A 12,981-nucleotide genomic window follows, 5' to 3' on the forward strand; every position below is an offset into this window, starting at 1 on the left:
ATGCACGTCGTCTTCCGCGAAAGCCACGGGTTAGAGGAAACCGAAACCCCAACCGATCTGGGCCAGAGCCCGGCGGATCTGGTGGTGCTGTCCTTCTCGGACAGCGACCTTGGCGCTTTCGCGGCGGGCTGGCATCGTGGTGGCGGGCCCGAGGGGCGCATGCCCACGATGCGGTTGGCGAACCTGACGGCGTTGAAGCACCCTCTGTCCGTGGACACCTATGTGGAACAGACGCTTGAGGGCGCCAAGGGCATTCTGATCCGCCTGATTGGCGGCGTGCCTTACTGGGCCTACGGGCTGCAACAGGTTCTGTCGCTGGCGCAGGCCAAGGGAATTGCGCTGGCCGTGCTGCCTGCCGACGGTCGCGAGGACACGCGGCTGGATGACTATTCCACCCTGCCCGTCTCGACCCTGCGCCGCCTGGCGCATCTGTGCGACACGGGTGGCGAGGTCGCGGCACAGGCCGCTCTGGCGCAGATGGCTTTGGCGGCGGGGCTTTACGCTGGTCCGGTGATGGGGGCCAAAACCCTGCCGGAATCTGGCGCGTGGTGTCCTGATCGCGGCGTGATCCCGGTTGAGACTGCCTTTGCGGGCAACGCAAAACGTGTCATCGTCACCTTCTATCGCGCCTACCTGACCTCGGCGGATACGGCCCCTGTCGCCGCCGTGATCCGCAGCTTGCAGGATCGCGGGTTTGAGGCCGTGGGCCTCTTCGCCCCTTCGCTCAAAGCACCTGCCGCCGCTGAATGGCTGCGTGACAGCATCCTCGCTTTAAAACCTTCGGCAATCATCAACGCGACCTCTTTCTCGGGCAAAGGCGCATCGGGTACGTCCCCTTTGGACGCGGCGGGCGTGCCCGTGTTTCAGATGGCCCTCGCCACGTCCCGCCGCAAGGCTTGGGCCGAGGCCGAACGGGGCCTTTCCCCTGCCGATCTTGCCATGCATGTGGTGCTGCCCGAAGTCGATGGGCGCATTTCGGCGGGCATTGCCTCGTTCAAGGAACCGGGCAAACGCGATCCGCATTTGGAATATTCCCGCTTTGCCCACCGGGCCGAGCCTGAGCGGATCGAAGCGATTATCGACCGGGTCACCGGCTGGCTGGACCTGCGCGAAAAGCCCAAAGCAGATCAGGTGCCCGCGCTGGTGCTGTCGACCTATCCCGGCAAGGACTGGCAAATGGCCCATGCGGTTGGCCTCGACGCGCTGGCCTCGGCCGAGGCGATGCTGGCCGACCTGCAAGGCGAGGGCTATGACACTGCGCCGGCAGAGCCGATTGCCGAAACCTTGCTGGACGCGCGCATTTCATGGTCTGGGGAAGACTATCAGGCAGCCCTAGCTGACCTGCCCGAGCAACTGCGCACCGATCTCCAAACCGTCTGGGGCAAGCCCGAAGACGACCCAGTTTTTACCGAGGGAGCGTTCCACTTCACCGCCCTGCGCCGAGGCAACGCGCTGGTGGCTCTGCAGCCCGAACGCGGCACGCCCGAGCTGCGCGATGACGACTATCACGACCTGTCTCGCACTCCGCGCCACAGCTATGTCGCCTTTTATTTGTGGCTCCGCAAAGGGCTGGGCGCAGACGCTTTGATCCATATCGGCGCGCATGGCACGCTGGAATGGTTGCCGGGTAAGTCCGTTGCTCTGTCGGCGAATTGCTGGCCTGAGGCGCTGATCCGCGACCTGCCAGTGATCTACCCCTTCATCGTCAACGACCCCGGCGAGGCGGCGCAGGCCAAGCGTCGGATCGGGGCTGTCACGCTGGGCCATATCCCACCGCCGATGCGGACAAGCGACACTCCGGATCGCATGGTGCGGCTGGAATCGTTGCTGGATGAATTCTCGAACGCGGACGGGCTGGACCCCAAGCGGCGTGACCGGCTGCAGGAAGACATCCGGGATGAGGCGCAGGCCATCGGGCTGGAAAACGATCTGGGTCTCGATCAGGCCACCTGCACCGCCGAGGCAATCACCCGCATCGACCGCTTTGTCTGCGACATCAAAGAAAGCCAGTTCGGCGACGGGCTGCACATCTTTGGCCGCACGCCCGAAGTGGCAGCCAATTTCGATACCGCCCCGTCCGCCCATTCGGAACGGCAAGCATTGTTGGACGCCCTGGCGGGGAAACGAATTGAGGCTGGTCCGTCCGGCTCGCCCTATCGCGGTCGCTCGGACGTGCTGCCCACCGGGCGGAACCTGTTTACCACCGACCCCCGCTCAGTACCGACCCGCGCGGCCTATACCCAAGGTGTCAAACTGGCCGAGGAACTGGTCCGGCGCCACCTTCAGGAAGAAGGCGACTATCCCAAGGGGCTGATCGTCGATTTGTGGGGCTCGGCCACCATGCGCACCGCGGGCGAGGAATTTGCCATGGCGTTGCACCTGCTGGGCGTCAAACCAGTCTGGGATAAAGGGTCTGAGCGGGTCTCGGGGATCGAGGTGCTGCCGATCACCGACCTCAGCCGCCCACGTCTGGACGTAACGCTGCGTGTGTCGGGTCTGTTCCGGGACGTCTTCCCGACCCTTTCGGCGCTTTACGGTCAGGCGATTCGTGCGTTGACGGCGCGGGATGAGGCGACCGACTGGAACCCCTATGCCGGTCAGGCCCCGTCGGCCCGCGTATTCGGCCCCGCCCCCGGCAGCTATGGCGTCAACATGACTCAACTGTCCGAGGTCTATACCGACGAGGCCCGCGCGCAGGCGGGTGAAGCGTGGCTTGAGGCCAGCTCGTTCGCGCTGGAGGGGGAGACTGTCGTTCAGGATAAGGCGGGCATCACCCAGCGCGTGGCCAATGCCGACAGCTTTGTTCATCTGCAGGACCTGACCGAGACCGACCTGCTTTTGGCCAATGACTACGCCACGCATGAGGCCGGTTTTGCCGCCGCCAAGAAGGTCACGGGCGGCGACGTGCAGCTGTATCATCTGGACAATACCAACCCGGACAATCCCCGCGCGCGCACTCTGCCGGAAGAGATCAGCCGCGTCGTCCACGCCCGCGCTGCCAATCCGGACTGGATCGCCGGGATGCAACGGCATGGCTTCCGGGGCGCGGCCGAGATTGCCGCGACGCTAGATCACATGGCCTCGTTTGCGCATCTCGCGGGTACCGTTGCGCCGCATCTGTTCGACCTCTACCACGATGCGACACTGGGCGATGAAGATGTGGATGCCTTTCTGCAGCAGGCCAATCCGCAGGCCCATCAGGCCATGCAGGACCGGTTCCGCGCGTTGCTGGATGCAGGGTTGTGGAATACAAGGCGCAACTCGATCCGGGTGGATCTGGAGGGGCTGGGATGAGCGCGCCCACCCCAAAACCAGTCGTTCAAGGGTGGTGCCCCGGCGCCCACCGACCGATGATGTCTGGGGATGGGTTGGTGGTGCGCGTGCGCCCTCGGCTGGCGCGGTTGACCGCGTCACAGGCACTTGGCCTGTGTGAGCTGGCAGACCATTTCGGCAATGGCACAATCGACCTGACCAACCGCGCAAACCTGCAGTTGCGCGGCGTACAGGAAGGGGAACACCAGGCATTGCTGTCCGAGCTGTCCGCGCTAGGGCTGCTGGACGCAGAGCCGGATATCGAGGTCCGGCGCAACATTCTGGTCTCACTGCTTTATCAGCCGGGCGATCTGACCGCGCGGTTGACGCAGGAATTGATCGACCGCCTGAGCGAGCTGCCCGCGCTACCGGCCAAATTCGGCTTTGCAATCGACACGGGTCCGGAGCGCCTGCTGGCGGCGGATTCGGCCGATATCCGGTTGGAGCGTTCCGCCGAAGGTCTGATCCTTCGCGCAGATGGGGCGCAGACCGGACGTGTCGTCTCCGAGGCCGAGGCCATTGATCACCTGATTGCTCTGGCCACATGGTTTGCCGAGGTCTTCACACCAGACACCCGCCGCATGGCCCGGGCCGTGGCCGCTCTTGGTCTGCCTGCGGAATGGCAGGGCCGCGAGCCCGGACCCATCGGCGCACTGTTGCAACCGGGCGCTTGCGATCTGGGCAGCCTCTATGGCGCAGCCTTCGGGCAATTGCCAGCAAATGAGCTGCACGCGCTGATCCGCGACAGCGGCGCCTCTGCCCTGCGTGTCACCCCGTGGCGGCTGATCCTGCTGGAAGGCGGGGCGGCGATACCTGCACCGGGTTTTGTCACGGATGGCACCGACCCGCTTATGACCACTGACGCCTGCCCCGGCGCTCCGTTCTGCCCGCAGGCGCAGGCCGAAACCCGCGATATCGCGCGCGCGCTGGCCCTGCTTGTCCCCGGCACACTTCATGTGTCTGGGTGTTCCAAAGGGTGCGCCCGGATGGGCCCCGCGGATGTGACTTTAGTCGGCCAGAGCGGACGATTTGATCTTGTCAAACAGGGCCGCGCGGGGGATGAGCCAATCCTGCGCGGGCTAAGCCCCGAAACACTGATGACGATGGACTTCACCTGATGCCCTACACATACGAAACCGACGGCGCGGCGATCTACAAGGAGAGCTTTGCAACCATCCGGTCTGAGGCCGATCTGGCCCGGTTCGACGCCGATGAAGAGCAGGTCGCCGTTCGAATGATCCACGCGGCTGGCATGGTCGGGCTGGAAGAGTTCGTCCATTTCTCATCCGGATTTGTATCCTCTGCACGCACCGCGCTGGAAAACGGCGCGCCGATCCTGTGTGATGCGCGTATGGTCAGCGAAGGCGTGACCCGTTTCCGTCTGCCCGCCGAGAATGAGGTGATTTGCACCCTGCATGACGAGCGCGTGCGCCCCTTAGCCGCTGAGATGAGCAACACACGCTCTGCCGCAGCACTCGAACTGTGGCGCCCGCATCTTGAGGGCGCTGTGGTCGCCATCGGCAACGCGCCGACGGCTCTGTTTCATCTGCTGAACATGCTGGAAGACCCCGACTGCCCGCGCCCCGCCGCCATCATCGGTTGCCCGGTGGGTTTTGTTGGCGCAGTCGAATCCAAAGATGCCCTGTGGGAGGCGCAGCCGGTGCCGTCCTGCATCGTCAAAGGCCGTCTCGGTGGCAGCGCCATCACTGTCGCCGCCATCAACGCCATCGCGAGCCGCGCCGAATGAGCGCTGGCAAGATATATGGCGTTGGCCTCGGCCCCGGTGACCCCGACCTGATGAGCGTGCGGGCCGATCGCCTGCTGCGCAATGCCCGCCACGTGGCGTTTTTCCGCAAGCCGGGCCGCGCTGGTCAGGCCCGCCAGATCGTCAACGGTATGATCCCGGAAGGTGCGGTGGAGTTCCCGATGGAATACCCCGTCACAACCGAGATCCCCCTGAACGATCCGCGCTACAATGAGCTGCTGGCAGCGTTCTACGAGGACTGCGCGCAGCATCTGAAAGCCATTGCTGAGAAGGGCGAAGATGTCGTTGTGCTATGCGAAGGTGACCCGTTTTTCTACGGCTCGTTCATGCATCTCTACACCCGCCTGCGCGATATCGCCCCCGTCGAGGTTGTCCCGGCCATCACCGGTATGTCCGGCGCTTGGACAGCAACAGGCGATCCGATCACATGGGGCGACGATATCCTGACCGTTCTGGCCGCCACCCTGCCCGAAGAGGTTCTGGCCGAGCGTATGGCGCAAACCGACGCGCTGGTCGTGATGAAGATCGGTCGCAATATCGACAAGGTGAAGCGCGCGCTGAAAACCGCCGGGATGTATGATCGCGCGTGGATCGTGGAATACGCACAAATGCCGAACCAGCGCGTCTGCAAACTGTCCGAGAATTGTGAGGGGATCACCCCCTATTTCTCGATCATCCTGGTGCACGGTCAGGGGCGGCGGCCATGAGCGGCTGGGTCAAGATCGCGGGCCTCGGGCCGGGCAATGAAGACCTGGTCACGCCCGAAGTCAACGCCGCACTGGCCGAGGCGACCGATGTGGTCGGCTACATCCCCTATGTCGCGCGCGTGGCCGAACGCCCCGGCCTGACGCTGCATGCCAGCGACAACCGGGTTGAGATCGACCGCTCGCAACATGCGCTGAAGATGGCGGCCGAGGGGAAACGCGTCGTCGTTGTGTCCTCGGGTGATCCGGGTGTCTTTGCGATGGCCGCTGCGGTGTTCGAAGCACTGGAGAACGGCCCCGCCGAGTGGCGCAACATTCAGATCGACGTGCTGCCGGGGATCACGGCGATGCTGGCAGCATCAGCCCGCGCGGGGGCGCCGATGGGGCATGATTTCTGCGCCATCAACCTAAGCGACAACCTCAAGCCTTGGTCCCTGATCGAAAAGCGGCTGCGTCTGGCGGCACAGGCGGACTTTTCGATGGCGTTTTACAATCCGCGCTCGAAATCGCGCCCAGAAGGCTTTGTAAAGACGCTGGAAATCTTGCGCGAGGAATGTGAACCCGAACGCCTGATCCTGTTCGCGCGCGCCGTATCGCGCCCGGACGAAGCGATCCGAATTTCCACTCTGGCCGAGGCCACGCCCGAAATGGCGGATATGCAGACGGTGGTCATTGTCGGATCATCCCGCACCCGCGTGATCGAGCGCGACGGTGCGCCGATTGTCTACACCCCGAGGTTCACCCCGGAATGAGCCAGCCAGTCCAGAACCTGTGCAATCGTCGACAGCTCGGTCCGCTCTGGCAGGACCGGACGGTCGATCATCAGCACTGGCAGGCCCAGCGCCCGCGCCGCGTCCAGCTTGGCCCGCGCGCCCGTGCCGCCTGCGTTCTTGGACACAACCAACTGCGTCCCTTGTCGTTGCATCAACGCGCGGTCGTCAGCCTCGACAAAGGGGCCTCGGGCGACAACCACATCGGCATTCGGCAAGGGCAGCGCGTCGGGCGCATCGACCAGACGCAGCAGATAGTGATGCTGGGGCTGGGCAGAGAAGTCCTCAAGATGCATCCGACCAACGGCAAGGAACACGCGTTGCGCCTCGACGTTCAACGCGTCAACTGCGGCGGGAATATCGCGAACATGTCGCCAGTTATCGCCGGGCTGCGCGCGCCAGGCCGGTCGCGTCAGCGCGGCCAGTGGCGTTTGCGCCTCATGGCAGGCCTCAATCGCGTTTCGGCTCATCTGCGAGGCGAAAGGATGGGTCGCGTCGATCACATGGCTGATCCCGTTGTCGCGGATGTAAGCTGCCAGCCCTTGCACGCCACCAAATCCACCGACCCGAACCGGCAAGGGCTGCGGGCGCGGTTTTTCAACCCGCCCTGCGTAGGAGTATATCGCCGCAAGCCCATGTTCGGAAACGGCTTTGGCCAACGCGTTCGCCTCGGTCGTGCCGCCCAGAATAAGCACATTGGGGATCAGGAGGTTGGTCATGTCTGATACTCCGTGGCTAACCGTTCTGGGCCTGGGTGAAGATGGGCTTGATGGCCTGTCGCCCGCAAACCGTCAAGTGCTGGATCGGGCCGAGGTCATCATGGGCCCGCCTCGCCACCTGTCACTGTTGCCCGAAACACGGGCCGAGCGGATCGAATGGCCGGTGCCGTTCTCCGACGGTCTGCCGATCCTGACCGGGCTTCGGGGCCGTGCGACGGTGGTTCTGGCCTCGGGCGATCCGTTCTGGTTCGGCGCCGGTTCGGTGATTGCACGCAATTTCGAGGCCGCCGAGTGGACCGCACGGCCCGGCCAATCGACCTTTTCGCTGGCCGCCGCTCGTTTGGGGTGGCCGTTGGAAGGCACCCAGACCTTTGGCCTACACGCCGCTCCTCTGACGCGTTTGCGACCCCACCTGTCTCCGGGTCTGCGGGCGATCATCCTGCTGCGCAATGGTGCGGCTGTTGCGGAACTTGCGACCTATTTAACCGAAACGGGATTCGCCGATACCCAACTGCACGTGATGGAGGCCCTGGGAGGCCCGCGTGAACGCGCGCGCTCCGTCTCATTGACCGAGGCGCTTTTGGGCACGTTCGATCACCCGGTCTGTGTCGGGCTGGAGGTTGCGGGCGAAGGGCGCGTTTTCCCCAAGGCGTCCGGTAAACCCGACGAGATTTTCGAGACCGACGGCCAGATTACCAAACGCCCTATCCGTGCGCTCACCCTGTCGGCATTGGCCCCGCAACGTGGTGAGCATCTGTGGGATATTGGCGGCGGTACAGGCTCGATCAGCATTGAATGGCTGATGTGTGATCCAACCCTGACGGCCACAACCATCGAACCACGTGCCGACCGTGCTGAACGCATTCGCCGCAATGCCGACGCTTTGGGGCAGGATCGGTTGAACGTCATTCATGGCACCGCGCCGGATGCGCTGTCGGGTCTGCCTTTACCCGATGTCGTGTTCATCGGAGGTGGCCTAAGTGCGGAATTGCTGACTTGGCTGCGCGATACTTTGCCCGCCGGAACCCGTTTGGTCGCCAACGCTGTGACGCTGGAAAGCGAGGCGCTTTTGGCCCAATGGCATCAGGTTTGTGGCGGGGAACTGCTACGCATTGAACTGGCCCATTCTGCCCCACTCGGGCCGCGCCGGGGCTGGAAATCGGCCTATCCTGTGGTGCAATGGAGCGTGACGCTATGATCGTGGCCGGGATCGGATTTTCATCGGCTGCGACGGCGGACAGCCTGCACATTGCATACCGCGCGGCGGCCTCGGGTCACGACGTTCAGGCGCTTGCAACCGTGGCTGACAAAGAGGGGCATCCGGCCCTGTCCGCGCTGGCTAACAGCCTGTCCTTGCCACTGTATTTCGTTGCCGCCGCCGATCTGGCCGGGCAGCGCACCCTGACATGCTCGAACCGTAGCCGTGCCACCTATGGCACCGGGAGCGTGGCCGAAGCATCCGCATTGGTCGCCGCCGGGAATGGCGCGCGGCTTCTTTCACCCAGACATATCTCGGACGACCGGCTGGCGACATGCGCCATTGCCATCGGAGGACACTCATGACCGTTCATTTCATTGGCGCCGGACCGGGCGCTGCCGATCTGCTGACCCTGCGCGGGCGCGACATCATCGCCTCCTGCCCCGTTTGCCTCTATGCGGGATCTCTGGTGCCTGAAGAGATTCTGGGCCACTGTCCCGAAGGCGCGAAGATCGTCAACACCGCGCCGATGGATCTGGATCAGATCATGGCCGAGATCGACGCGGCCCATCAGGCGGGTCAAGACGTGGCACGCCTGCATTCGGGCGATCTGTCTGTCTGGTCGGCAATGGGTGAACAAATCCGCCGCCTGAAAGAGATGGGCATCCCCGTCAGTGTCACGCCCGGTGTGCCCTCATTCGCAGCGGCTGCGGCTTCCTTGGGCACCGAACTGACACTGCCCGGCCTGGCACAATCCCTAGTTCTGACGCGGACCCCGGGCCGTGCGTCCTCGATGCCCGAAGGCGAAACGTTGGAGAACTTCGCCCGTACCGGCGCGACACTGGCCATTCATTTGTCGATCGGCAACCTGGACAAGGTGATTGCCGATCTGAGCCCCGCCTACGGGGCCGATTGTCCTGTGGCTGTCGTCTACCGGGCCAGTTGGCCGGATGAGCGGATCATCCGTGCGACATTGGCCACCCTTAAAGACGCGCTGGATGAGAGTATTTCGCGCACCGCGCTGATCATGGTTGGCCCCGCGCTGGCTGGGGAAGGGTTCGAGGAAAGCTGCCTGTATTCAAAAGACTACGACCGCCGCTATCGCCCACAAAGCGCGGACAGCCCATGGTCAAGCTGGAGCCCCGAAGATGAATGACGCGATGACGAACCCTCCGGGCATTCTGATCTCGGCCCCTTCTTCGGGAACGGGCAAAACCACGGTGATGCTGGGCCTTTTGCGGGCACTGGCCGAGGATGGTCTGACCGTTCAGCCTTTCAAGAGCGGCCCGGACTATATCGACCCGGCCTTCCACCGCGCGGCGGCGGGGCGGGCGTCGTTCAACCTTGATAGTTGGGCGATGGGCGACGGGTTGCTTGGCGCGATCTCGGATCAGGCCGAAGGGGCAGATATCGTGGTCGCCGAAGGCTCGATGGGCTTGTTTGACGGCGTCGCCAAACCCGGCGAACTGGGCCACGGATCGAGCGCTGAAACCGCGCAACGTATGGGCTGGCCGGTTGTATTGGTGCTGGATGTGGGCGGTCAGGCCCAATCGGCAGCAGCGACCGCGCTGGGGTTCAGAATGTACAACCCCGACCTGCCTTTTGCAGGCGTGATCCTGAACCGCTGCGCTAGCCCTCGGCATGAGCGATTGACGCGATTGGGTATGGAGCGGGCAGGCCTGCCGGTACTGGGCGTGTTGCCCCGCCGCGGAGACCTGACCCTGCCAGAACGCCATCTGGGGCTGGTCCAGGCGGTTGAGCATCCCGATCTGGAAAGCGCCATCGTCGGTTATGCTTCCTTCCTGCGGGAACATGTGGACCTTGAGGCGATCAAGGTGGCGGCTTCCTCAAGCCCCAAGAGGCCATCGTCAGCCGCGCTGCCGCGGCCTCCGGCGCAACGGATCGCGCTGGCACGGGATGCGGCGTTTTCGTTCACCTATCCGCATCTGCTGGAAGGCTGGCGCGCGGCCGGGGCTGAAATCCTGCCGTTTTCGCCCTTGGCCAACGAAGCCCCTACCGATGATGCCGATCTTGTCTGGTTACCAGGTGGGTATCCAGAGCTGCACGCAGGCACTCTGGCCGCCGCGGGCACGTTCCTGGCCGGTTTGCGGAAACACGCGGAAACAAAGCCGGTGCATGGGGAATGCGGCGGCTACATGGCCCTTGGTGAGGTTCTGATCGACAAAGAGGGCGTGCCGCACCAGATGGCCGGATTGCTGGGGCTGCAGACCTCGTACCAGAAGCGCAAGTTCAATCTCGGGTATCGCCGGGCCGAACTGCTGGCGCCGATGCCCGGGTTTGCCCAAGGCGCATCGCTGCGGGGGCATGAGTTCCACTATTCCTCGATCATCGAACAACCTGATGCACCGCTGGCGCGCGTGTTCGATGCCGAAGGGGATGAAGGCCCGCAGACCGGATCACGCCGTGGCAACGTCACGGGTACGTTCTTTCACCTGATCGCCGAGGCCTCGGCATGAGTGGGTTTGTGTCTTTCATCGGGTCTGGTCCGGGAGACCCGGAATTGCTTACCCTGAAGGCCGTGGACCGGATGCAAAAGGCAGACGCCGTGTTGTTCGACGATCTGAGCAGCGGGCCGATTCTGAGCCACGCGCAACCAGATGCCGACCTTGTGGGCGTTGGCAAACGCGCCGGGCGGCCCTCGCCCAAACAGGATCATGTCAGCCGTCTGCTGGTGGAATACGCGCAGACCGGACAGCGCGTCGTTCGGCTGAAATCCGGTGATGGCGGCATGTTCGGACGGCTTGAGGAAGAGATCGTTGCCCTGCGCGCCGCCGGGATCGACTATGAGATCATCCCTGGCATCCCCTCGGCCATCGCGGCCGCTGCCGCTGCCGGTATTCCGCTGACCCGCAGGCTGACGGCCCGGCGGGTGCAATTTGTCACCGGACATGATGTCAGCGGGCAGCTGCCCCCCGATCTGAACCTGACCGCTTTGGCGGATGCTTCGGCAACCACCGTTGTGTTCATGGGCAAACGGACCTTTCCGCTGCTGGTCCAGGCCCTGAATGCCAACGGCCTGCCGCTGGATACGCCCGCCCTGATGGCGGAGTCTGTTTCCACACCAGATCAGAAGCTGCACCGCTCTACCATTGGCGCGCTGGCCGAAACGCTGAAATCCGAGATCGGAACGGCCCCTGCCCTGATCCTTTATGGTCCATTGGCGGAGTTCGAGGATGTATGAGCTGTCCCTGATCGGAATTGGCACCGGAAATCCCGATCACGTGACCCTGCAAGGCGCGCAGGCAATCCGCGAGGCGGATTTGATCCTGATCCCCCGCAAGGGCGAAAACAAAGCCGATCTGGCCGGGCTGCGCGAAGAGATCATCGCCATGGTCACTGAGACCCCTCCGCAAATCGCGTATTTCGATATCCCCAAGCGCCGCTCGGATGACGGATATCTACAAGGTGTGGATGAGTGGCACGATGCCATTGCCCTGCGCTGGCAAGAGGCGATGGCGGCCCATCCTGAGGCCTCGAAGATCGCCCTGTTGATCTGGGGGGATCCCTCGCTTTACGACAGCTCCCTGCGGATTGCCTCTCGGCTGGACCCGCAACCGCGCAAACGCGTGATTCCGGGGATTACCGCGCTACAGGCGCTGACGTCGGCCCATGCCATTCCCATCAACGACATCGGCGCGCCTTATGTGGTGACGACCGGCCGTCGTATTCGCGACGAAGGCTGGCCCTCGGACGCCACCAAGGTTGCCGTGATGCTGGACGGCGAGTGTTCGTTCCAGGCTCTGGACATGGAGGCGTTCGATATCTGGTGGGGCGCCTATGTCGGCATGAAAGAAGAGATCCTGATCCACGGCCCGCTGGATGAGGTGGCCGAGACCATCTTGACCACCCGTACGCAGGCTAGGGCCGATCATGGTTGGATCATGGATATCTACCTGCTGCAAAAACGGTCGCCCTGAAGACGCATACGAAAATGTGAATGCACAGGCAGGTGAAACCTGCTCTAGTTGGGCACCAACAAGACGGAGTCCTTGTGATGAGAGCAATCTGCGCTGCAGTCTACTTGCTGGCCTCGCCTGCCCTGGCGGATCAGGCCCTGCCGGGATGGGCTGTTCATGATACCGTGAAATCCTACGATACGCTGGTGGCCGACACTAAGGCCGCCGTTAAAGAACATGGGCTGATCGTTGTTACTCAGGCCGGGCCGACCAAAGCGGCGGCGGCCCGTGGGATCACCATTCCGGGCAATCGCGTGATCGGCGTGTTCAACAACGACTATGCGGTGCGGGTACTCGAAACCTCGACCGCAGCGATGATCGAGGCTCCGATTCGCCTGTATGTCACCGAAAATGACGACGGCACTGCGAACTTGTCCTACAAAACCCCCAGCTTTGTGTTTGAGCCCTACGCGGATCAGGGCGGTCAGGCCCTGTCCGATATTGCCGCAGAACTGGACCAAAAGTTTCAATCCATCGCGGAAACAGCCGTCAAATAGTCACACTGATGTGAACCCGCTTGCCTCTTGCCGGTGTGT

13 protein-coding genes are annotated in these 12,981 nt (G+C 63.5%); 12 read left to right on the plus strand and 1 reads right to left on the minus strand.

Features of this window, described 5'->3' with window-relative positions:
• From cobN to cobJ, 5 genes are read left to right on the plus strand one after another with little or no spacing between them, the layout of a single operon-like run.
• Window positions 1-3,294: a cobaltochelatase subunit CobN gene (gene cobN / locus AC2FD8_RS05135; protein WP_496854349.1), complete on the plus strand. Its 3,294-nt coding sequence runs from the start codon at window positions 1-3 to the stop codon at window positions 3,292-3,294.
• Window positions 3,291-4,430, plus strand: coding sequence for a precorrin-3B synthase (cobG, locus tag AC2FD8_RS05140; RefSeq protein ID WP_496854350.1), 1,140 nt, complete (start codon window positions 3,291-3,293; stop codon window positions 4,428-4,430). The genes cobN and cobG overlap by 4 nt, the downstream gene beginning before the upstream one ends.
• On the plus strand, window positions 4,430-5,059 hold the full coding sequence (locus tag AC2FD8_RS05145) for a precorrin-8X methylmutase (protein ID WP_496854351.1): 630 nt from the start codon (window positions 4,430-4,432) through the stop codon (window positions 5,057-5,059). The genes cobG and AC2FD8_RS05145 overlap by 1 nt, the downstream gene beginning before the upstream one ends.
• A complete protein-coding gene (locus AC2FD8_RS05150; RefSeq protein ID WP_496854352.1) occupies window positions 5,056-5,784 on the plus strand; it encodes a precorrin-2 C(20)-methyltransferase in 729 nt (242 codons plus the stop codon). Before AC2FD8_RS05145 ends, AC2FD8_RS05150 begins: the two co-directional genes overlap by 4 nt.
• Window positions 5,781-6,533: a precorrin-3B C(17)-methyltransferase gene (gene cobJ / locus AC2FD8_RS05155; protein WP_496854353.1), complete on the plus strand. Its 753-nt coding sequence runs from the start codon at window positions 5,781-5,783 to the stop codon at window positions 6,531-6,533. Before AC2FD8_RS05150 ends, cobJ begins: the two co-directional genes overlap by 4 nt.
• Here the strand turns inward: cobJ and AC2FD8_RS05160 are convergent.
• Window positions 6,506-7,270: a cobalt-precorrin-6A reductase gene (locus tag AC2FD8_RS05160; RefSeq protein ID WP_496854354.1), complete on the minus strand. Its 765-nt coding sequence runs from the start codon at window positions 7,268-7,270 to the stop codon at window positions 6,506-6,508. The two genes, cobJ and AC2FD8_RS05160, sit on opposite strands and share 28 nt — an antisense overlap.
• Here AC2FD8_RS05160 and cbiE point away from each other — a divergent pair.
• From cbiE to AC2FD8_RS05195, 7 genes are all read left to right on the plus strand, one after another.
• On the plus strand, window positions 7,269-8,468 hold the full coding sequence (gene cbiE / locus AC2FD8_RS05165) for a precorrin-6y C5,15-methyltransferase (decarboxylating) subunit CbiE (RefSeq protein WP_496854355.1): 1,200 nt from the start codon (window positions 7,269-7,271) through the stop codon (window positions 8,466-8,468). The two genes, AC2FD8_RS05160 and cbiE, sit on opposite strands and share 2 nt — an antisense overlap.
• Window positions 8,450-8,833, plus strand: a complete 384-nt coding sequence (locus AC2FD8_RS05170) for a cobalamin biosynthesis protein (protein ID WP_496854356.1) — start codon at window positions 8,450-8,452, stop codon at window positions 8,831-8,833. The genes cbiE and AC2FD8_RS05170 overlap by 19 nt, the downstream gene beginning before the upstream one ends.
• Window positions 8,830-9,624 (plus strand): precorrin-4 C(11)-methyltransferase, encoded by a 795-nt coding sequence (cobM, locus tag AC2FD8_RS05175; protein WP_496854357.1) that lies wholly within the window; start codon window positions 8,830-8,832, stop codon window positions 9,622-9,624. The genes AC2FD8_RS05170 and cobM overlap by 4 nt, the downstream gene beginning before the upstream one ends.
• Window positions 9,617-10,945 (plus strand): cobyrinic acid a,c-diamide synthase CobB, encoded by a 1,329-nt coding sequence (locus AC2FD8_RS05180; protein WP_496854358.1) that lies wholly within the window; start codon window positions 9,617-9,619, stop codon window positions 10,943-10,945. The genes cobM and AC2FD8_RS05180 overlap by 8 nt, the downstream gene beginning before the upstream one ends.
• The gene (cobA, locus tag AC2FD8_RS05185; RefSeq protein ID WP_496854359.1) at window positions 10,942-11,670 is read left to right on the plus strand and encodes a uroporphyrinogen-III C-methyltransferase; all 729 of its coding nucleotides are present in this window, start codon (window positions 10,942-10,944) and stop codon (window positions 11,668-11,670) included. The genes AC2FD8_RS05180 and cobA overlap by 4 nt, the downstream gene beginning before the upstream one ends.
• Window positions 11,663-12,406 (plus strand): precorrin-6A synthase (deacetylating), encoded by a 744-nt coding sequence (cobF, locus tag AC2FD8_RS05190; protein WP_496854360.1) that lies wholly within the window; start codon window positions 11,663-11,665, stop codon window positions 12,404-12,406. The genes cobA and cobF overlap by 8 nt, the downstream gene beginning before the upstream one ends.
• A gap of 77 nt (window positions 12,407-12,483) precedes the next feature.
• Complete coding sequence (locus AC2FD8_RS05195; protein ID WP_496854361.1) at window positions 12,484-12,942, plus strand: DUF302 domain-containing protein; 459 nt, start codon at window positions 12,484-12,486, stop codon at window positions 12,940-12,942.
• Window positions 12,943-12,981: the final 39 nt, after the last annotated feature.

The sequence above is a fragment of the Ruegeria sp. YTSC192 genome, from assembly GCF_059609705.1.